This is a genomic window from Pseudomonas mosselii (assembly GCF_019823065.1).
GTDB lineage: Bacteria > Pseudomonadota > Gammaproteobacteria > Pseudomonadales > Pseudomonadaceae > Aquipseudomonas > Aquipseudomonas mosselii.
On the sequence record NZ_CP081966.1, the window covers coordinates 4,650,765 to 4,671,733 of the forward strand.

The 20,969-nt window shown below is 66.4% G+C and carries 17 protein-coding genes; 9 read left to right on the forward strand and 8 right to left on the reverse strand.

The genetic code is table 11. The features are described 5' to 3' along the window. Nucleotides 1–91 precede the first annotated feature (91 nt). Together moaA and K5H97_RS21515 are read left to right on the forward strand one after the other, a co-directional pair. A complete protein-coding gene (moaA, locus tag K5H97_RS21510) occupies nt 92–1,096 on the forward strand; it encodes a GTP 3',8-cyclase MoaA (RefSeq protein ID WP_028693014.1) in 1,005 nt (334 codons plus the stop codon). 21 nt (nt 1,097–1,117) lie between these two features. Then, nucleotides 1,118–2,017 carry a bestrophin family protein gene (locus K5H97_RS21515; protein ID WP_028693013.1) on the forward strand — a complete coding sequence of 300 codons (900 nt, stop codon included), beginning with the start codon at nt 1,118–1,120 and terminating at the stop codon, nt 2,015–2,017. 20 nt (nt 2,018–2,037) lie between these two features. On the opposite strand, the gene moaB is transcribed toward K5H97_RS21515, so the two are convergent. After that, complete coding sequence (gene moaB / locus K5H97_RS21520) at nt 2,038–2,577, reverse strand: molybdenum cofactor biosynthesis protein B (RefSeq protein WP_028693012.1); 540 nt, start codon at nt 2,575–2,577, stop codon at nt 2,038–2,040. A gap of 189 nt (nt 2,578–2,766) precedes the next feature. Between moaB and K5H97_RS21525 the strand changes: the two genes are divergently transcribed. Then, nucleotides 2,767–3,654 carry a LysR family transcriptional regulator gene (locus tag K5H97_RS21525; protein ID WP_028693011.1) on the forward strand — a complete coding sequence of 296 codons (888 nt, stop codon included), beginning with the start codon at nt 2,767–2,769 and terminating at the stop codon, nt 3,652–3,654. Here K5H97_RS21525 and K5H97_RS21530 read toward each other — a convergent pair. Continuing rightward, nucleotides 3,642–4,421, reverse strand: coding sequence for an AraC family transcriptional regulator (locus tag K5H97_RS21530; protein ID WP_028693010.1), 780 nt, complete (start codon nt 4,419–4,421; stop codon nt 3,642–3,644). The two genes, K5H97_RS21525 and K5H97_RS21530, sit on opposite strands and share 13 nt — an antisense overlap. A gap of 245 nt (nt 4,422–4,666) precedes the next feature. On the opposite strand from K5H97_RS21530, the gene K5H97_RS21535 reads away from it, so the two are divergent. The 5 genes from K5H97_RS21535 (at nt 4,667) to K5H97_RS21555 (ending at nt 11,138) form a co-directional block, all read left to right on the forward strand. After that, the gene (locus K5H97_RS21535) at nt 4,667–6,283 is read left to right on the forward strand and encodes an APC family permease (protein ID WP_028693009.1); all 1,617 of its coding nucleotides are present in this window, start codon (nt 4,667–4,669) and stop codon (nt 6,281–6,283) included. Nucleotides 6,284–6,306: 23 nt separating this feature from the next. After that, on the forward strand, nt 6,307–7,233 hold the full coding sequence (locus tag K5H97_RS21540; protein WP_028693008.1) for a 4-hydroxyproline epimerase: 927 nt from the start codon (nt 6,307–6,309) through the stop codon (nt 7,231–7,233). A gap of 41 nt (nt 7,234–7,274) precedes the next feature. Beyond that, nucleotides 7,275–8,222, forward strand: a complete 948-nt coding sequence (locus tag K5H97_RS21545; protein ID WP_028693007.1) for a dihydrodipicolinate synthase family protein — start codon at nt 7,275–7,277, stop codon at nt 8,220–8,222. A 96-nt stretch (nt 8,223–8,318) separates the two neighbouring features. Further along, nucleotides 8,319–9,896 carry an aldehyde dehydrogenase (NADP(+)) gene (locus tag K5H97_RS21550; RefSeq protein ID WP_028693006.1) on the forward strand — a complete coding sequence of 526 codons (1,578 nt, stop codon included), beginning with the start codon at nt 8,319–8,321 and terminating at the stop codon, nt 9,894–9,896. Between the two features lie 3 nt (nt 9,897–9,899). Next, a complete protein-coding gene (locus tag K5H97_RS21555) occupies nt 9,900–11,138 on the forward strand; it encodes an NAD(P)/FAD-dependent oxidoreductase (protein WP_028693005.1) in 1,239 nt (412 codons plus the stop codon). 102 nt (nt 11,139–11,240) lie between these two features. On the opposite strand, the gene K5H97_RS21560 is transcribed toward K5H97_RS21555, so the two are convergent. Continuing rightward, the gene (locus tag K5H97_RS21560) at nt 11,241–12,332 is read right to left on the reverse strand and encodes an NADH:flavin oxidoreductase/NADH oxidase (RefSeq protein WP_028693004.1); all 1,092 of its coding nucleotides are present in this window, start codon (nt 12,330–12,332) and stop codon (nt 11,241–11,243) included. A gap of 53 nt (nt 12,333–12,385) precedes the next feature. Between K5H97_RS21560 and K5H97_RS21565 the strand changes: the two genes are divergently transcribed. Continuing rightward, nucleotides 12,386–12,721 carry an ArsR/SmtB family transcription factor gene (locus K5H97_RS21565; protein ID WP_028693003.1) on the forward strand — a complete coding sequence of 112 codons (336 nt, stop codon included), beginning with the start codon at nt 12,386–12,388 and terminating at the stop codon, nt 12,719–12,721. A gap of 303 nt (nt 12,722–13,024) precedes the next feature. Here the strand turns inward: K5H97_RS21565 and mqo are convergent, their stop codons facing one another. From mqo to K5H97_RS21590, 5 genes are all read right to left on the reverse strand, one after another. Then, nucleotides 13,025–14,662 carry a malate dehydrogenase (quinone) gene (gene mqo / locus K5H97_RS21570; protein WP_028693002.1) on the reverse strand — a complete coding sequence of 546 codons (1,638 nt, stop codon included), beginning with the start codon at nt 14,660–14,662 and terminating at the stop codon, nt 13,025–13,027. Nucleotides 14,663–14,915: 253 nt separating this feature from the next. Beyond that, nucleotides 14,916–16,604 carry a hypothetical protein gene (locus tag K5H97_RS21575; RefSeq protein ID WP_028693001.1) on the reverse strand — a complete coding sequence of 563 codons (1,689 nt, stop codon included), beginning with the start codon at nt 16,602–16,604 and terminating at the stop codon, nt 14,916–14,918. A 34-nt stretch (nt 16,605–16,638) separates the two neighbouring features. Next, nucleotides 16,639–17,805: a hypothetical protein gene (locus tag K5H97_RS21580; protein WP_036986870.1), complete on the reverse strand. Its 1,167-nt coding sequence runs from the start codon at nt 17,803–17,805 to the stop codon at nt 16,639–16,641. After that, nucleotides 17,802–18,545, reverse strand: a complete 744-nt coding sequence (locus K5H97_RS21585; RefSeq protein ID WP_051555777.1) for a phytanoyl-CoA dioxygenase family protein — start codon at nt 18,543–18,545, stop codon at nt 17,802–17,804. The genes K5H97_RS21580 and K5H97_RS21585 overlap by 4 nt, the downstream gene beginning before the upstream one ends. Beyond that, on the reverse strand, nt 18,542–20,962 hold the full coding sequence (locus tag K5H97_RS21590; protein WP_051555776.1) for an SAM-dependent methyltransferase: 2,421 nt from the start codon (nt 20,960–20,962) through the stop codon (nt 18,542–18,544). Before K5H97_RS21590 ends, K5H97_RS21585 begins: the two co-directional genes overlap by 4 nt. Nucleotides 20,963–20,969: the final 7 nt, after the last annotated feature.

A 20,969-nucleotide genomic window follows, 5' to 3' on the forward strand; every position in this document is an offset into this window, starting at 1 on the left:
AGCAATTTGACGTCACTGGGCGCAGGTTATAGCTTGAACCTTGTCTGCGGCCTTTCGCCGCCCCCAGCCACTGCACAGGTCGAGCGTGAACGTGGAAAAGAACCCCCAGGCCCTGATCGACGGTTTCAACCGCAAAGTCGATTACCTGCGGATGTCGGTCACCGACCGCTGCGATTTTCGCTGCGTCTATTGCATGGCCGAAGACATGCAGTTCCTGCCGCGCCAGCAGATTCTCAGCCTCGAGGAGCTGTACCTGGTCGCCGAGCGCTTTGTCGCCCTGGGCACCCGCAAGATCCGCCTGACCGGTGGCGAGCCCCTGGTGCGCCAGGGCATCGTCGGGCTGTGCGCGCGCATCGCCGCCCTGCCCGGCCTGCGCGAACTGTGCCTGACCAGCAATGGCTCGCAGCTCGGCCGCCTGGCCCAGCCGCTGTTCGATGCCGGCGTCTCGCGCCTGAACATCAGCCTCGACAGCCTTGACCCCGAGCGCTTCCGCGCCCTGACCCGTACCGGCGACCTCACGCAGGTGATCGCGGGCATCGACGCCGCGCGCGCCGCGGGCTTTCGCCGCACCAAGCTCAACGCGGTGGTGCTCAAGGGCCGCAACGACCACGAAATCGTCGACCTGGTGCGCTTCGCCATCGACCGCGAGCTGGACATCTCGTTCATCGAAGAAATGCCCCTGGGCGTCATCAGCGAGCACGAGCGCGGCGAGTCCTTCTGCTCCAGCGACGACGTGCGCGCCCGCCTGGCCGAGCACTTCACCCTGGTCGAGTCGGCCGAGTCCTCCCAGGGCCCGGCGCGCTACTGGCGCCTGGCCGAAGCGCCCGACACCCGGGTCGGCTTCATCTCGCCGCACAGCCACAACTTCTGCGCCACCTGCAACCGCGTGCGCCTGACCGTCGAAGGCCGCCTGCTGCTGTGCCTGGGTAACGAGCACTCGGTGGACCTCAAGCAGGTCCTGCGCCAGCACCCCGGCGACAGCGCCCGCCTGGAAAAGACCCTGCGCGACGCCATGCAGCTCAAGCCCTACCGCCACCACTTCGAAGTGGGCGGCGAGGTGCAGATCCTGCGCTTCATGAACATGACCGGCGGCTGATCGCCCGCCTCTGGAACCGTCTTGATCGTCCACTCACGCCCCGACATGCTGCGCGTGCTGTTCACCCTCAAGGGCTCGATCGTCCAGCGCATCGCCTTGCGCTGCCTGGCGGTGACCTTGCTGGCGGCACTGATCGTGCTGATCGAGCGGCACTACCCGGCGCTGTTCTACCCGGTCAGCGCCACGCCCTTCACCCTGCTGGGGCTGTCGCTGTCGATCTTCATGAGTTTTCGCAACAACGCCTGCTACGACCGCTGGTGGGAGGGCCGCAAGGCCTGGGGACGGATGATCATCGAGGTGCGCTCGTTCGTGCGTGAAAGCGTGGCGATCGAGGATCAGCAGCTGCGCGCGCAGATGCTGCGTGGCCTGTGCGGCTTCGCCCATGCCCTCAATGCCCGGCTGCGCAATGAAGACGAGCTGCCCCTGGCGCGCACCTGGCTGGCCGAGGGCGCGCCGATCACCGCGCACAACGTGTGCGACGGCATCCTGCGCGATATCGGTGCCCAGTGCTCACGCTTGGCGAAGGACGGCGCGATCAGCGAGTTCCGCTACACGCTCCTGGAGCAGCGCCTGGCCGGCCTGTCAGACGTGCAGGCCACCTGCGAACGGATCAAGGGCACGCCGCTGCCGTTCCCCTACACCCTGCTGCTGCACCGCACCATCTACATCTTCTGCCTGCTGCTGCCGTTTGCCCTGGCAGAACCGCTGGGCTGGCTGGCACCGCTGTTCACCACCATCGTCAGCTACACCTTCTTCGGCCTGGATGCGATCGGCAACGAGCTGGAGGACCCGTTCGGCCGGGACGAGAACGATCTGCCGACCGATGCGCTGGTGCGCACCATAGAACGCGATGTGCTGTCGGCGCTGGGGCATGAGCCGCTGCCACCGGCGTTGGTGCCGGTGGATCATGTGCTGAGCTGAACAGTCGGTACAGGAAAGCACTAGCCTCGGCTTTCGCAGGCCCCGTTTGGTTTGAGGTGCGCGACGAAATTGCACGGCCGGTGCCGCGCATCCAGTTGCTCGGCCAGGATGCCTTCCCAGGCCGTGCGGCAGGCGCCGGTCGAACCCGGCAGGCAACACACCAGGGTGCCGTTGGCCAGGCCGGCCAGGGCCCGGCTCTGCACGGTCGAGGTGCCGATATCAAGGATCGACAGGGCGCGGAACAGCTCGCCAAACCCGTCGATGCGCTTGTCCAGCAGGCAGTCCACCGCCTCCGGCGTGCTGTCGCGCCCGGTGAAGCCGGTGCCACCAGTGATCAGCACCACCTGCACCTGGTCGTCGGCGATCCAGGTGGCGACCTGGGCGCGGATCTTGTACAGGTCGTCCTTGAGCAGCTCCCGCGCCACCAGGCGGTGGCCCACGCCGACGGCGCGGCTGGCCAGCAGCTCGCCGGAGGTGTCGGTGTCGTAGGTGCGGGTGTCGCTGACGGTCAGCACCGCGATGTTCAGCGGTACGAACACCGCGTCCGGTTTCACGCTCATGGCCTTTGCTCCAGGATTGGCTTAGCGGCCACGTTAGAGACAAGCCCCGGCAGCGTCCAATCTATAGGGCGTACCGGATGATCGACGCTTTCTATCGTTGCTGCAGGACCGGCTGACTGTTCATCAAGGATTAGCCAGGTGCTTCACTCTTGGTTAAGGTCTACCCACCCCGCAACCCCAGGCCGCACCATGGACATCAAACAACTCAAGTTTCTCATCGCCCTCGACCAGACCCGCCACTTCGGCCAGGCCGCGGCGCTGTGCCACATCACCCAGCCGACCCTGTCCATGCGCCTGCGCAACCTCGAGGACGAACTGGACCTGGTGCTGGTCAAGCGCGGCCAGCGCTTCGAAGGGTTCACCGAAGCCGGCGAACGCATCCTGGCCTGGGCCCGCACCCTGCTCGCCGCCCATGACGGCCTGCAGGCCGAGGCCGCCAGCTGCCGCGGCCAGGTGGTCGGCAGCCTGCGCCTGGGCACCGTGCCGCTGGCCAGCTTCAACCCCATGCAACTGCTGATGCCACTGCGTGAGAAGTACCCCGAGCTGCACTTCCAGCTGTCGTCATTGAGCTCCGAGCAGGTGATCGATGGCCTGAGCCGCAACCAGCTCGACCTGGGCATCTGCTACCTCGACCAGGTCAACACCAGCTTCTTCGAAGTGATCGAGCTGAGCACCACCACCATGGGCCTGCTGCATGACACCCGGCACTTCCAGTTCGAGGCCGACAGCCTGCGCTGGGAAGACCTCGGCGAGCTGCCGCTGGGCCTGCTTAGCAAGGGCATGCACTACCGCCAGTCCCTCGACCTGAGCTTGCGCAGCCGGGGCCTTGCGCCCAATGCCGTGCTCGAGAGCGACTCGACCTTCCAGCTGATCCAGGCGATCAGCACCGGCGTGTGCTGCGCGATCATGCCACTGGACTGCGGCCTGGAAGACCTCAGCCAGCACATGCGTATCATCCCGGTGCAGGAAGCCAGCATCCACAGCCCGGTCGGCCTGCTGCTGCGCCGCAGCGAGCCGCGCTCGGCCATCGCCGAGCAGTGTTTCGACGAGGCCCGCGCCCTGTTTCAACCCTCCTGAGCCGTCGCCTGGCGGTACTGTCGCGGGGTGAAACCGGTCAGCTGCCTGAACTGCCGGCTGAAGGCGCTGTGGTCGGTGTAGCCACAGCGCAGGGCCACCTCGATGATCGGCAGGTCGCTGTGCAGCAGTTGATGTGCATGCTCCAGGCGGGCCTTGTGAATCATCTGCCGGGGCGTGAGGTGGAACACCCGTTTGCAGTAACGCTCCAGCTGCGCCACCGAAATCCCGGCGATGCGGGTCAGCTCGCCCATGCTGATCGGCTGGTGGAAATGCGCGCGGATATGCGCATCCACCGCCGCCAGACGCTGGTAGGCGGGGTGGGTGTCGGCGGCTGACTGCAGGTCGACCGAAATGCCCACCAGGCCGATGATTCTCCCCGCCGGCTCGTACAACGGACGCTTGTGGGTCAGGCACCAGCCCGGTTCGCGGCTGCCGTACAGGTGCAGCTCCAGCTGGTCTTCCAGCACCAGGCCCTGCTCCAGCACCCGGCGGTCCTGCTCGGTATAGCCGGGGCCCAGGCGCGCCGGGAACACCTCGGCGCTGGTCTTGCCCAGCAAGGGTGCCAGGTGCTTCAGGCCACAGCGCTGGACCAGTGTGCGGTTGGCCAGGACATAGCGAGCCTGGTCGTCCTTGATGAAGATCGCCGCGTTGGCAAGGACGTCGAGCATCGGCAGCAGCCAGACCACGCCGGCCAGCAAGGCTTCGAGGGATTCAGGGCGATGCTGGTCAAGGTGCTGGTACAGCGCAGTCAATGGTTGCTCGGGCATGCGGTTATCCCTCGTGGCTCTCGCGGCCCTGCAAGCCTAGTCAGCAGCCCCCGCCGGGCGCCAGCACTCGCGCCCGACTATGCCGATTTCGTCACCCACCTTGCAGAAAACCATCAAGAACGCCGGCCTCGATCGGTCCACTCTATGCCCCACGCAAGCCGCCCCACGACCTACAAGAGCGCGGCCGACCAAGCCGCATCGTGACATCAGACCTGCCTATCCAAAACCTACAAAAAGGCGCAACCATGTCAGGCAAATTCAAGAAACAGCTGTCCCTGCTGGACCTCACCTTCATCGGCCTGGGCGCCATCTTCGGCTCCGGCTGGCTATTCGCCGCCAGCCACGTCTCGGCCATCGCCGGCCCGGCCGGCATCCTCTCCTGGTTCCTCGGCGGCTTCGCCGTGCTGCTGCTGGGCATCGTCTACTGCGAGCTCGGCGCCGCCCTGCCGCGGGCCGGTGGCGTGGTGCGCTACCCGGTGTACTCCCATGGCCCGCTGCTGGGCTACCTGATGGGCTTCATCACCCTGATCGCCTTCTCCAGCCTGATCGCCATCGAGGTGGTTGCCTCGCGCCAGTATGCCGCGGCCTGGTTTCCGGCCTTGACCAAGACCGGCTCCAGCGACCCGACGGTGCTCGGCTGGCTGGTGCAGTTCGCCCTGCTCGGGCTGTTCTTCCTGCTCAACTACCGCAGCGTGAAGACCTTCGCCAAGGCCAACAACCTGGTCAGCGTGTTCAAGTTCATCGTGCCGCTGCTGGTGATCGGCGTGCTGTTCACCTTCTTCAAGCCGGAGAACTTCGAGGTCCAGGGCTTCGCGCCGTTCGGCCTGTCCGGCGTGGAAATGGCGGTGTCGGCCGGCGGCATCATCTTCGCCTACCTGGGGCTCACGCCGATCATCTCGGTGGCCAGCGAGGTGAAGAACCCGCAGCGCACCATCCCCATCGCGCTGATTCTCTCGGTGCTGCTGTCCACCGCGATCTACGCCCTGCTGCAACTGGCGTTCCTCGGCAGCGTGCCGACCGAGATGATTGCCAACGGCTGGGCCGGAGTGACCAAGGAGCTGGCCCTGCCCTACCGTGACATCGCCCTGGCCCTGGGCGTCGGCTGGCTGGCCTACCTGGTGGTGGCCGACGCGGTGATCTCGCCCAGCGGCTGCGGCAACATCTACATGAATGCCACCCCACGAGTGATTTATGGCTGGGCGCAGACCGGCACCTTCTTCAAGTACTTCACCCGCATCGACGAGCAATCCGGCATCCCGCGCCCGGCGCTGTGGCTGACCTTCGGCCTGGCGGTGTTCTGGACCCTGCCGTTCCCGTCCTGGGAAGCGCTCATCAACGTGGTCTCTGCCGCCCTGGTGCTCAGCTACGCGGTGGCCCCGGTTTCGGTCGCCGCCCTGCGCCGCAGCGCCCCCGACATGGCCCGGCCGTTCCGGGTCAAAGGCATGGGCGTGCTCGGCCCGCTGTCGTTCATCATCGCCGCGCTGATCGTCTACTGGTCGGGCTGGAACACCGTGTCCTGGCTGCTGGCGCTGCAGATCGTGATGTTCGTGCTGTACCTGCTGTGCCGCCGCTTCGTGCCCACCGAACACCTGTCGCTGGGCCAGCAGGTGCGCTCGTCGGCCTGGCTGATCGGCTTCTACGCCGTGACCATTTTCCTTTCCTGGCTGGGCAGCTTCGGCGGTCTGGGCGTGATCGGCCATCCGCTGGACACCCTGATCGTCGCCGCCACTGCCCTGGGCATCTACTACTGGGGCGCGGCCACTGGCGTGCCGGCCCGGCTGGTGCGGCTCGATGGCGACGATGAAAGCGAAGCCGGCAGCGAACCCCATGCCGGCCAGCACCCCGCCGCCGTCGCCTCCTGACCCACTACCGAATGGACACGCTGATGAAACAGGTTCATGTAATCGACTCCCATACCGGCGGCGAACCGACCCGCTTGGTGATGAAGGGCTTCCCGCCCCTGCACGGCCGCAGCATGGCCGAGCAGCGCGACGAACTGCGCGAGCTGCACGACCACTGGCGCCGCGCCTGCCTGCTGGAGCCACGTGGCAACGATGTGCTGGTGGGCGCGCTGTACTGCCCGCCGGTCTCTGCCGATGCCACCTGCGGGGTGATCTTCTTCAACAACGCCGGCTACCTGAACATGTGCGGCCACGGCACCATCGGCCTGATTGCCTCGCTACGCCACCTGGGCCTGATCGAGCCGGGCGTGCACAAGATCGATACACCGGTCGGCCAGGTCAGCGCCACCCTGCATGACGATGGATCCGTCACCGTCGGCAACGTGCCGTCCTACCGCTACCGCCGGCAGGTTGCCGTGGACGTGCCGGGGCACGGCCTGGTGCGCGGCGACATCGCCTGGGGCGGCAACTGGTTCTTCCTGGTTTCCGACCACGGCCAGCGCATCGCGCTGGACAACCGCGAAACCCTCACCGACTACGCCTGGACCCTGCTCAAGACCCTCGAGGCCCAAGGCATAACCGGCGAACACGGCGCCCCGATCGACCATGTCGAACTGTTCGCCGACGACGCCAACGCCGACAGCCGCAACTTCGTCATGTGCCCCGGCAAGGCCTACGACCGCTCGCCCTGCGGCACCGGCACCAGCGCCAAGCTGGCGTGCCTGGCCGCCGACGGCAAGCTCGCCGAAGGCCAGACCTGGGTCCAGGCCAGCATCACCGGCAGCCAGTTCCATGGCCGCTACGAGCGCGACGGCGAACGCATTCGCCCGTTCATCACCGGCCGTGCCCACATGACCGCCGACAGCACCCTGCTGATCGACGAGCAGGACCCGTTCGCCTGGGGCATCTGACCCCGTTCATTTCCCACTGAATACCGCCAGGAGTGACAACCATGACCGACAACATCTTCACCGGCACCATGCCCGCCCTGATGACCCCCTGCACCGCCGAGCGCAAACCGGACTTCGACGCCCTGGTGCGCAAGGGCCGCGAACTGATCGACGCCGGCATGAGCGCCGTGGTGTACTGCGGCTCGATGGGCGACTGGCCGCTGCTGAACGAGGCCGAACGCCAGGAGGGCGTGGCGCGCCTGGTCGCCGCCGGCATCCCGACCATCGTCGGCACCGGTGCGGTGAACACCCGCGAGGCTGTGTCCCACGCATCCCACGCCGCCAAGGTCGGCGCCGCCGGCCTGATGGTCATCCCCCGGGTGCTGTCCCGTGGCGCATCGCTGACCGCCCAGCAACACCACTTCTCGGCGATCCTCGCCGCCGCGCCGAAGCTGCCAGCGGTGATCTACAACAGCCCCTACTACGGTTTCGCCACCCGCGCCGACCTGTTCTTCGCCCTGCGTCGCGAGTACCCCAACCTGATCGGCTTCAAGGAGTTCGGCGGCGCCGCCGACCTGCGCTACGCCGCCGAGCACATCACCTCCCAGGACGATGATGTGACCCTGATGGTCGGCGTCGACACCCAAGTGGTGCACGGTTTCGTCAACTGCAACGCCACCGGCGCCATCACCGGCATCGGCAACGCGCTGCCCCGTGAAGTGCTGCAACTGGTCAGCTTGAGCAAGCGCGCCGCCAAGGGCGATGCCAAGGCCCGGCGCCAGGCTCGGGAGCTGGAGTCGGCGCTGGCGGTGTTGTCGTCGCTCGATGAAGGCTGCGACCTGGTGCTGTACTACAAGCACCTGATGGTGCTCAACGGCGACAGCGAGTACCGCCTGCATTTCAACGAAACCGACGCCCTCACCGACGCCCAGCGGCACTACGCCGAACAGCAGTACGCGCTGTTCCGCACCTGGTACGCCAGCTGGTCGGCCGAGCAGAACATCGCCTGATCACCGCAACTCCTGTGGGAGCGGCCTTGTGTCGCGAAAGGGGCGCATGGCGCCCCCAACAGGTCCAGACCTTATCCAGATTCTCCAGGACGCCCCATGACCCTCACCGGCAATCTACTGATCGGCCAGCGCGCCGTCACAGGCACCCAGGCCGCGATCCATGCCATCGACCCGGCCACCGACACCCCGCTCGCCCCACCCTACGCCGGCGCCAGCGCCGAACAGCTAACCCAGGCCTGCGACCTGGCCTGGGCGGCATTCGATGCCTACCGCGAAACCACCTCCGAACAACGCGCCCACTTTCTCGAAACCATCGCCGAGCAGATCGAAGCCCTGGGCGATGCCCTGATCGACCGCGCCAACGCCGAGACCGGCCTGCCCAAGGCGCGTCTGCTGGGCGAGCGCGGCCGCACCTGCGCGCAACTGCGCACCTTCGCTCGCGTGGTGCGGGCCGGTGAATGGCTGGATGTACGGGTGGACAACGCCCTGCCCGAGCGCCAGCCACTGCCACGTCCCGACCTGCGCCAACGACAGGTTGCCCTGGGCCCGGTGGCGGTGTTCGGCGCCAGCAATTTCCCGCTGGCCTTCTCGGTGGCCGGCGGCGACACCGCCTCGGCACTGGCCGCCGGTTGCCCGGTGGTGGTCAAGGCCCATGGCGCCCACCCCGGCACCAGCGAGCTGGTCGGCCAGGCCGTGGCCCGGGCAGTCGCGAAGTGCGAGCTGCCCGAAGGCGTGTTCTCGCTGCTGTACGGCGCCGGCCGCGAGGTCGGTATCGGTCTGGTCAGCGACCCGCGCATCAAGGCCGTCGGCTTCACCGGCTCGCGCAGTGGCGGCCTCGCGCTGTGCCAGGCCGCCCAGGCACGTCCCGAGCCAATCCCCGTCTATGCCGAAATGAGCTCGATCAACCCGGTGTTCCTCTTCGACGCCGCCCTGCAGGACCGAGCGGAATCTCTGGCCCAAACCTTCGTCGCTTCGCTGACCCAGGGTGCCGGCCAGTTCTGTACCAACCCCGGGCTGTTGATCGCCCGCCAGGGTCCAGCACTCGAACGTTTCATCAGCACCGCCGCCGAGCATGTCCGGCAAGCCGCGGCACAGACCATGCTCACCCCGGGCATTGCCAGCGCCTATGCCAATGGCGTCGCCGCGCTGGGTGAGAACGGCAATGCCCGCCAGATCGCCAGCGGCCAGCCCCATCACGGCCCGAACCAGTGCCAAGCGCACCTGTTCGTCACCTCGGCCCAGGCGTTTCTCGCCGATCCGGCGCTGAAGGCCGAAGTGTTCGGCGCCACCTCGCTGGTGGTCGCCTGCGACAGCGACGAGCAAGTCCGTCAGGTTGCCGAGCATCTGGAAGGGCAACTGACCGCCACCCTGCACCTGGACGCCGCCGACCTCGACTGCGCCCGCCAACTGCTGCCCACCCTCGAACGCAAGGCCGGGCGGATCCTGATCAACGGTTGGCCGACCGGCGTCGAGGTGTGCGACGCGATGGTCCACGGCGGCCCGTTCCCGGCCACCTCCGACACCCGCGGCACCTCGGTGGGCACCGCGGCGATCCTGCGTTTCCTGCGCCCGGTGTGCTACCAGGACTTCCCCGATGCTCTGCTGCCCACTGCGCTGCAACAGGGCAACCCGCTGCACCTGCGCCGCTTGCTCGATGGCCGGCGGGAAGGCTGAACCATGACCGCCACTGACACGGACATCGCCGTGGTCGGCGCCGGCATTGTCGGCGTCGCCTGCGCCCTGCAGCTGGCCCGCCAGGGCCACCGGGTGCTGCTGATCGATCGCCAGGCACCGGGCCACGGTGCGTCTTTTGGCAATGCCGGGCACCTGGCCACCGAGCAGGTGTTTCCCATCGCCGACCTGTCGATTCTCAAGCGCCTGCCGGCCATGCTGCTGGACCCGATGGGCCCGCTGCGCCTGGACTGGAAGTACCTGCCACGGGCCCTTCCCTGGTTCACCCGCCTGCTGCTCAACCTGCGACCGGCGCCGTTCCAGCGCAGCGTCGCGGGCCTTCGTGCGCTGAACGAAAGCAGCCTCGGCGCTTGGCAACGGCTGCTCGCCTCCATCGAGCGCAGCCACCTGCTCAAGGAGGACGGTTCACTGCTGGTGTTCGAACGCCACGCATCGCGCCAGGCGCTCGCGGCGTTGCGCGCCCGCCTGCAGGCACAGGCCGTGCCCGTGGACCTGTGGTCGGCTGAGGCGGTAAGCGAAGCGGCACCGCAGTTGAGTCCGTCGATCCTGGGTGGCCTGTTCTTCCCGCGCACCGGTCACTTCCTCGACCCCTACCAGGTGGTCTGCGAACTGTTCAGCGCCGCCAGGGCCAGTGGCGTACGCTTCCTGCGCGCCGAGGTCGATGGCGGCCAGGTGCATGGCCAGGGCATCAGCCTCGCCAGCGACCAGGGCACCCTCGAGGCCCGCCAGGTGTTGATCAGTGCCGGGGCACATTCGGCGAGACTCACGGCCGCCCTGACCGGTCGGCGGGTACCGCTGGATACCGAGCGCGGCTACCACCTGATGCTGCCGGCGGAGCACCAGCGCCTGCCGTTCGCCGTCACCTCGCTGGAGCGCAAGTTCATCATGACGCCCATGGCCGACGGCCTGCGCCTGGCCGGCACGGTGGAATTCGCCGGACTCGAGGCGCCGCCGAGCATGCAGCGGGCGTGGCAACTGCATCGGTTGAGCAAGGGCTTGTTCCGGCGCGAGCTGGATGCCGAGGGGGCTACGCCGTGGATGGGGTTCCGGCCTTCGTTGCCGGATTCGCTGCCGGTGATCGACCGAGTGGCCGATGGCAAGGTGCTGCTAGCGTTCGGGCATCAGCACCTGGGGTTGACCCAGGCGGCGGTGACGGCGGAGTGGGTGGGGCGGTTGGCTGCGGGGGCCGAAGTGGAACAAGCATACCAGTTGGATCGGTTCTGAGATTGCCGGGGCCTTGCGCCTCTTTCGCGGTGCAAGGCCTGCGCGTTCCCTGTGGGAGCGGCCTTGGGTCGCGAAAGGGCCGCAAAGCGGCCCCAGCCTCACTCAGCGATACCGCTCAAGCCAATGCGCATAAGGCGCCGGCAGCGTCCACGCCGCCTTGTCCACGCCCAGGGCCTTGGCGGCGGCATACGGCCAGTGCGGATCAGCCAGGTGCGCACGCCCCACCGACACCAGGTCGAGCTGATTGGCCTGCAACGCGCCCTCGGCCAGCTCCGGCGTGCCAAAGCCCCAGGCCGAGGTCACCGGCAGCTTCGCCTCGCGGCGCACCCGCTCGGCGATCGGCCCCAGGAATGCCGGGCCCCACGGGATGTTGGTCTGGGGAATGGTGAAGCCGACGCTGACGCTCAGCAGATCGAGGCCGCCAGCCTTGAAGCGACGGGCCAGTTCAATGGACTCCAGCAGGGTCTGCTCGTCACGCCCATCGTACTCCACCACGCCAAAGCGAGCGGTCAGCGGCAGGTGCTCCGGCCACACCTCACGTACCGCGGCCAGGGTTTCCAGGAGGAAGCGCGTGCGGTTGTCGAAGCTGCCGCCATAGGCGTCGGTACGCTGGTTGGAGTGCTCGGAGAAGAAGCTCTGGCCCAGGTAGCCGTGGGCGAAGTGCAGCTCGATCCACTCGAAGCCGGCATCGCGGGCACGGCGCGCGGCATCGACGAAGTCCTGCTTGACCCGGGCGATATCGTCCAGGGTCATGGCCTTGGGCACTTTCGGCAGGTGGCCGCCAAAGGCGATGGCAGACGGGGCAATGGTGTCCCAACCACGGGCATCGTCGGCGGCGATATGGTCATCACCTTCCCAGGGGCGGTTGGCACTGGCCTTGCGACCGGCGTGGGCGATCTGGATGCCCGGCACGGAACCGGCGGCCTTGATCGCCTTGACCACAGGCACGAAGGCCTGGGCCTGGGCGTCGTTCCAGATGCCGGCGCAGCCGGGGGTGATGCGCCCTTCCGGCGACACCGCAGTGGCCTCGACCACCACCAGGCCGGCGCCGCCACGGGCCAGGCCCGCGTAATGCACCTGGTGCCAGTCATTGATCAGGCCATCCTCGGCCATGTACTGGCACATCGGCGGAATGGCAATGCGGTTGCGCAGGGTGACGTCTTTGAGGGTGTAGGGTTCGAACAAGGCGGCCATGAGGTCACTCCAGGGACGGGGGTTGGATACGATTGTTCGATCATATTCGAACTATGGCAATTTGTGAAACCCCCGTTATCATGTCGTCCATGCGAGCCTATACCCACCCCAATCCCGAAGACCTGACACTGGAGCGCCTGCTCTACGCCCTGAGCGACCCTGTGCGCATGGAAATCGTCCGCCATCTGGCCGGTGTTGCCGAAGCCAGCTGCGGTGAGCTGGACGGCGGCCGGCCCAAGTCGAGCATGTCCCATCACTTTCGCGTCTTGCGCGATTCAGGGCTGGTGCACACTCGCAACGTTGGTACCACGCACATGAATTCGCTGCGCAGCGAAGAACTCGAAAGCCGCTTTCCGGGGTTGCTGGGCAGTATCCTCGAGCAGCGTTGAGCTTCTAGGCAACGCGGCGGCTTAGCTTGGCCCTGTGGGAGCGGCCTTGCGTCGCGAAAGGGCTGCGCAGCAGCCCCAGCAATTTCGATTGTCGCTCGGAACCTGGGGCCGCTGCGCGCCCCTTTCGCGACGCAAGGCCGCTCCCACAGGGGCATGCTTCCCTGCATGAATGCGCAGCCCGAAGGGCTGGGCGGCCTCCTACCGGCCCCTGGCTCGGGCAAAACTCAGGCACAAAAAACCACGAGGCCGCCAGGGGCGATCCTCGTGGTGGGTGTTGCCGGGCAAGCCCGGCAAGCAGGGGCCTTACAGCGCCATGTCGTTCGCAGGCTTGCTCTCGACCGGTGCGGCTGGCGCCACGCTGGTCTTGACGCTCTGGTCGATCACCGGCGGCTTATCCAGCTGCAGGACTTCGGCGGTGTAGTCCCACTCTTTCTGGGTGGCGGCGGCCGAATCGTTCAGCTTGGTACCGTAGCTCGGGACGATCTCCTTGATCTTGGCCTGCCACTCAGGGGTAGCGACCTTCTCCTTGAACACGGTTTCCAGCACGTTGAGCATGATCGGCGCGGCGGTCGAGGCACCTGGCGAGGCGCCCAGCAGGCCGGCGATGGTGCGGTCTTCGGAAGCCACGACCTCGGTGCCCAGCTTCAGCACGCCGCCCTTGTCGGCATCACGCTTGATGATCTGCACGCGCTGACCGGCCTGCCACAGTTTCCAGTCTTCCTTCTTGGCGTTCGGGAAGTAGGTCTGCAGGGCGGCGAAACGGTCGTCGTCGGACTGCATCAGCTGGCCGGCGAGGTACTCGACCAGCGGGTACTGATCGATGCCGACGCGGGCCATCGGCCAGACGTTGTGGGTGGTGGTGCTGCTCAGCAGGTCCAGGTACGAGCCGTTCTTCAGGAACTTGGTCGAGAAGGTGGCGAATGGCCCGAACAGGATCACGCGCTTGCCGTCCAGCACGCGGGTGTCCAGGTGCGGAACCGACATGGGTGGCGCGCCGGTCGAGGCGATGCCGTAGGCCTTGGCCATGTGCTGCATGGCAACGGTCGGGTTCTCGGTCACCAGGAACGAGCCGCCCACCGGGAAGCCTGCGTACTCCTTGGCTTCCGGGATGCCCGACTTCTGCAGCAGCTTCAGCGCGCCGCCGCCAGCACCGATGAACAGGAACTTGGCGTCGGTGGCGTGCTCGGTGCCATCCTTCAGGTTCTTGTACTCGACGTGCCAGGAGCCGTCTTCGTTGCGGGTGATGTCCTGCACTTCGCTGGACAGCTTCAGGTCGAAGTTTTCCTTGGTCTTCAGGTGACCGACGAACTGACGGGTGATCTCACCGAAGTTGACGTCGGTGCCGATCGGCGTCCAGGTCACGGCCAGCTTCTGGTTCGGGTCACGGCCTTCCATCATCAGCGGGACCCACTTGGCGATCTGCGCGTGGTCTTCCGAGTACTGCATCGGACGGAACAGCGGGCTGGCCTGCAGGGCGTCGTAGCGCTTCTTCAGGAACTTGATGTTGTCATCGCCCCAGACGAAGCTCATGTGCGGGGTGGTGTTGATGAACGAGTGCGGGTTCTTCAGCACTCCCTGGCGTACCTGCCAGGCCCAGAACTGACGGGAGATCTGGAACGACTCGTTGATCTCGATGGCCTTGGTGATGTTGACCTTGCCGTCTTTGTCTTCCGGGGTGTAATTCAGCTCGGCCAGCGCGGAGTGGCCAGTACCGGCGTTGTTCCAGCCGTTGGAGCTTTCTTCGGCGACGCCGTCCAGGCGCTCGACCATTTCCATCGACCAGCTCGGCTCCAGCTCGTTGAGCCAGACCGCCAGGGTGGAACTCATGATGCCGCCGCCAACCAGCAGCACGTCGACTTTCTTGGTGTCTTCGGCGTGCGCTTGCATGAAGCTCGCCGCGACTGCCAGACCCAGCAAGGTCTTGCCAGCTTTCTTGAACATTGATCGATTCCAGTCAGTAGAACGGAGGGTGGGCCTGTGGCTGGCCCAGGTATTCCATGTTCTTCAGCGCAGGCTTGTTGTGATCATTGTTCAGCAGCCAGAGAGACATTGGACGCGCCAGCCTTTGGTCGGATTGACCGACAAGGCTGAAACGATTTACGGATTGTAACCGAATTGCCAGCACAAACAAACGCGGCCCACCCTGTCAATGCGGCACTTCGCATCAGGGTGGGCCGCGCCGCTTTGTACTACCTCAGGCCTCCGGGAACACACCGTCCTCGAACGGCTCCTCGGTGCCGCCCTCGGTTTCCTCGGCAGTGTCGTTGACCTCTTCGGACAGCTCGGTCGCCTCGGCCTGCACCTCCACGGCCTCCTTCACCTGCTCCGCGAGTTCTTCACTCACCGCGTTGCCCATGTCTTCGACGATTTGCGGCAGTTGCTCATTGACCGTGGTGACGTTGGTGTTGGCCCCCGAGATATCACCGGCCTCGAGCTGGCCCTTGGCCTCGAGCAGGTTGTCGTTAGCCTCTTCCAACTGATCAGTCACCTCGATCTGGGCCAGGTCACTCACCTGTTCGGCGGCACTGTCGATCGCCCCGCCGGTATTGTCGCTGGCCACCGACTTGTACGCCGAACTGCCGCTGGCGCGCACTTCGGACACCGAGGAAGAGAAGTCCGCCTCGCTCGGCACCTCGGCCTGCACGTCGCCCGAAGCGTTGTCGAGCTGCGCCTGGTTGTCGGCACGGGCCTGGTCGCCAACCTGCTGGCCGTCGTTCTGCGCCTCCTGCACCTGCTCGGAAGTCGGGTCCTTGCCATCGTTCTCGTTGGCCTTGTCCTCGGCCAGCTTGTCATTCTTGGCAGTCAGTTTCTGCTTGAGGAAGTCCAGCGCCATCCACAATCCCATGGCTTCCATGAAGTACTTGAACACGGTGCCGAAGGTCAGGTTCGACCAGAACTTGTCCCAGCCAGACTCCGGCGCCAGCGGGATGGCGATCACCGACTTGCCCAGCATCGTGCCGGCCAGCAGGGTCAGGGCCGTGGTGTCCGAATCCTTGCCAGTGAAAGTGCCCTTGTAGCCAAAGGTGCAGTTCAGGGTAATGGCACCGCCGCTGCTGTCGATCAGCTGACCATTGGAGAACTGCAGCGTCTTGCTGCTGCCCTGGGACGTAAGGGTGATGGTATAGGCGCTCTGGCGGTCGCTGGGGTCGGCCGGCGACGGCGCGTTGGGTTTGCGGGTAAAGGTGATGGTGCCCTCGGAAGTCGCACCCTTGGCATTCTGCCCGGTGGCTGCCGAGTACACATAGAAGGTCGCGCCCGGCTTGCCCTGGTCGTTCATTCCCCACAGATAGGCGAAGCCGCGCATCCAGGTGCTGACCGCGACATAGCTGGGGAAGTCCAGGCCGGCAAATGTCGGATACTGGTTGAAGAACGCCGCCATCTTGGCATTGCCATCGGCGACCGAACCGCTGCTGAAGGCATCTTTCATGGCCGACTGGAAGTTGGCCGACATCTGCGACGAAGGCGAGGTCATGATGTTCTGGCAGAACGTCAGGGCGGTCTGCATATTCTTCGCCGCCGCTGCGGTGATATTGATGTCGGGGTAGGTCTCGGTGTTGAAGTCGAGTTGCTCGCCCACGGTCATCACCGGAAACAACGAGTCGGTCCTGGACACCAGCAGGTTGTAGAGATGCGAAACGGCGGTCTGATGCTGGCTGTTGACGTAGGTGTCATGCAGCGTGGCGGTGGTGCTGGCACCGTTTTTCAGCACGTTGCCGCTGGCCATCGACAGGAACTTGAGGTCCTGCAGATAGCCCTGTTCGCTGGTGCCGCTGGCGGCATGGGCATCGAGCACCACGACATCGACACCGGACTGGTTGCTCAGCTTCACGGTCTCGTTGATTTGCGTGGCGGTGCTCAGTTTGGCGGTATTGGCAGTGTTCACGTTGCTCTCCTTGCTGGTTGCGGTGAATGACACATCAATACGCAATGCACGCCGTGGTGCTGCGCACCCCGGCCTGGTAGTGGGTGGACAGGATGCTGCCGCCGACCGGCAGGCCACGGCTGTCGAACTGCGCCCCGGCATAGTCCACATCGGTCACACGGATCACCCGCTGGCCGTCGCGGGCATACAGGGTCACCAGGGTGCGGCGAGGCGTGCCGCTGCTGCCCGGCTGGGTGAACCAGTCTTCGCGCCGCTGCAACAGGCTGCCGTCCTGGCGCCGCTGCACACTGCAGCGATCAGCGGCACGGTTGGGTGTCCAGGGGGCGCAGGAGCAGAGCAACGGCGCAGGCCTGACCCGCGTCATGACGCCTTCCAAATCCAACCGCTGCCGGCCCACCAGTTGCCCCTGGCGATAGCGCAGGGCCGTGGCGCTACGGGGTTTGCCGCAGGCGGCATAGGTGCGTACCACCAGTTCGCCGCCATGGACCTGGCGGCGGGCGTCGAACAGCACGCCGCCGTAGTCGGAGTTGATGTGCTCCAGCACGGCATTGCCGCCTTCGATGTAGCGTGTGCCGATCACCTGGTAAGGCACCCCAGTGGAACCCAAGTAGGACTTGGCGCTGTAGGTCCGTGTGCCTCGGCCATCGGAATGACTTACGGCAAGCATGCCCCCGGTCAGTCGGGTCCCGGCCATCTGCGCCTGTCCATAGGACACGCAGGTGCGCCCCAACAGACGGCCATCGGCATCGAACTGTCGGGTGCTGTAGCTGGCATAGCACTCCTCGTCATAGGCCATCTGCGCCTGGTGGACGAGACGCCCCTGGCCATCGTTTACCGACAGCGTGGCCAGGCCGTGGGATGGCGTGCCGGCGGCAGTGAGGTGCAGGGCATCGTACTGGCCGAACACCGAGCGCCGCACCTGGCCCTGGTCATCGAGCAGACGGGTGATCGAGGAACGCGCCCGCCCCTGGGCATCAATCAGCAGATGGCTGTCAGCATGGGGGACGCCCCCGCCGTCCACCGAGCGGTAGCGCACCTCCAGGCCGCCATCGGCCTGGCCGTGGTATTCGGCCCGGCCCCGGGTGGCGACGTTCACCCCGTCCGGGCCGTAGTGCACCAGCGACACCGCCTTGGGCGGCCGGGTGGCGTAGCCGGGATCGACCAGACCATCGAGCAGGCCCTGCAAGGCTTGGTTGTTCATGTCGGTACTCCTTCACTGACACTGTCAGGCGCGAGGATCCCGGCCAGGTGGTCGAGCAAGGCGACCCCTTCGGCGCGGGTGGTGGCTTTCTTGTAGGAGAAGCGCATGTCCAGGCTCACCCGGGTACGCTCGCTGTCGTTGCGCATCGAGCCATGCCCCAGGTAGCCGCCATCGAAGATCAACACCTGGCCGTAGCGCAGGCTGACCGGGCTGTAGTCGGCACTGCCATAGTCGCTTTCCAGCCACAGGGCGGCGCCTGCCTCGACATCGGTGAACGGCATCCAGAAGTTGACCTGGTCGATGCGCTCGGTAACACAGATATCGTGGTGGAACGAACTCACGCTTGGCGTGCCGGCCAGGTGCACGCGCAGCTTCGGATGGCTGGTATAGGAAATGCCACGCCCCACCAATGGCGCCAGCACCTGGAGCATGAAGGCATGGTAGAGGGTCCAGAAATCGGCCGTGGCAGGCTGACGCTCCATCATGTCGCTGAGCAGCAGGTTGTCCCTTGGGCGCAGCCGCGCCGGGCGGCCACGCTCGAGGTAGTGCTGGCGCAGATACAGGTGCAGCCGGTCCAGGCGCTGCACCTTGTACACGTCCCGTGTCAGCGCCGCGGCGAAGGGAAAGCGCCGGGTGTCGTAATCCAGGACCAGACGGTTGCGCCGTGGCCGGGCACCGGCCTCGGCCATCAGCCAGGCACGATCCACCCCGGCCAGCAACGGCTGCACGCGCATGTTCATCCGGCATCCTCCATTTCATCCTGGCGCAACCGCGCCAGCGCCTCGCGCAACAGGCGCAGGTTGCCGCGCGCGCGGTCATAGCCATGCCAGAGGAAGATCCCGCCCTTGTCGCTGGCCGCCACCATCACCGCCACCAGGTGCCGCCAGGCCCATTCGGGCAAGCCCAGCCGTGGCTGCTCGAGCAGTTGGTCTATCCACAGTGGCTCGATCAGGGCCATGCCGCGCAGTTGCACCTTGTTGCCCGCGGCGCTGCGACCCTGGCCATGCAACAGCGGCTTGAGCGTGATCGGGTCGAGGGTCACGTCCAACTGGCCGGACTCCACGGCCGGCGGGCCCCCCTGCCACTGGATGCGTCCCTCGCGAAATTCGGCGGTTACCGGCTTGCCGGCGATCTCCAGCCCGTAGGGTCCCAGGCGCAACGCCAGCAACTCAGCCAGGCGACCATGCACCAGGCGCAGGCGGTAAGCGCCCTGGGCCCACTGCGCCAGGTCCTCGAAACGACGCGTCGACAATGCCAGGCGTCGATCACCGATGCGTGTGTCACGTCCGTTGAACAGTACTTCGCCGGGCAATGCCACGCCCTCGCGCAACACATCCACCCCTTGGCTCGCCGAGGCCGATGGCACGATGCGCAGCGCCTCCCCGGCGACTCGATAATCCCCTACCGCCAGGCAGGCCGGACGCGCCAGCGATTGCCCGCGCAAGGCCACCTTGTAACCGCTCCCGGCCTGCTCCCCGGCGGGCCACACCAGCCCGATCCAGCTACGCCCGCCCTGCACCGAGAGATCCGATTGCAGGTAACCGGAACTGCCATTGCCGGCCTCGGCGCTCCAGGTCAGCACGCCCGACTGGTAGCGCACGCCCACCAGCGGTTGGCCATCGAGGTCGACACGCAGACCGGCGTTCTTCATGCGGCTGAACAACGAGAGGCTCATGCGCCGACTGCTGTCGAGATAGAAGCCGCTCCAGGGCGCCAGGCTCGACTGCAGCAGCGCATTGAGCTCGGCATTCATGCCCGGCCAGTCGATGCTCAGGCCAGCCTTGCGCGACCAGGCCGCGGCGGCAGCGCGCAGTTCGCCCGGCGCGGCGGCGCTGAGCGCCCGGTGCAAGGCGCTGCTGGCCGAGGTATAGGTCAACAGGTGCTCGACCCCTTCCCGATTGCCCGGATGACGCTGGGCATCGGCGCCCTTGGCCGCCAGTTGCACCGCGCCCGGGTCGCGTTGCCCCAGCAGATGCCGTTCGCGGGCATCCAGCCCGCCCCAGGCCTGCACCGCGGCCTGGGGGTCGTCGCGGTACTGCCGGCGCAACTCGGCATCGTCGGATAAAGCAAGAATGAAGCGCCCGGCACCGGTGTCGGCCTGCCACTGGTAGCTGGCCGGCACATCGAAGCGGGCGAAATCGCTGAAGGCACGACGTTCACGCTTGTCGTAGCGGTCGATCACCCGCAACGGATCACTGGCGGCGCGCACCGGTTGGCCGGGGCGGATCAATCCCAGCCGCTCGAGCATCTGCGGATCAGACTGCCCGGCGGTGCGCGGCGGCAGGTAGAAGGTGGAGATACCAGTCACCCATGATTGCGCCAGCGGATCGCGCAGGCTGGCCAGGGTCTGCCGGTCGATCAGCGGATCGATCCCCGGGTAGCGCGAACCGACATAGTTGATCACCGGATGCTCCGGGCCGTAGAGATCCTCCAGGTAGTCGAGCAGCACGGCAAAGTTGCTGTTCAGGTATCCCTGGCGTCGGTAGCCCAGTTCACCGATCAGGCCGACCTGCCAGAGCACCAGGTGCAGCCCCGGGTCCGGCTGGCGGCGACGGATCAGCATGTCGGTGGCTTCGTACATCTGCATGCCGGGTTGGCTGGGGTCCACGCCCAGGTCGGCACACAGGGTGTCGAGGGCGCTGACTGCCGCGCGCATGCTGGCGTGGTGCCCTTCACGGCGGGCGATGGTCACGGCGCGATGGGTCGACAGCACGAAGACGCCGGGGTGGCCATAAAAGATCGCCACTACATGCTCGCCGTTGCGTACGTGATGCAGCATGGCCTCGGTCATCTGCATGTAGGTCAGGTAACGCGGCTTGCTGTCGTCGTAGAGCACATACAGGTCATAGGCGTCCGGACGCTGCGAGAGGATCCAGATCTTGGTGGCCGGGTCGGCGACGCAATAGAACACATGGTCGGCGACGAGGATCCGTGCCTCGTCGCTGCGGCTGAAGTCCGAAGCCTCGATGCCCGAGCCGAGGATCTCGAGGGTGCCGGGGCGCTGCGGCGCAACCAGCAGCGCCGGGTCGTCGCTGATACTCGCGGCCCTGGCCGCGATGGCCTGGGCCAGCCGCCGCCAGCGACGACGGTGCTCCTCGGCACTCGGGTAATGGGTAGCTTGCGCGTGTTCGCGGTTGTTGCGGGTCGTCATGCTCATGCGGTTC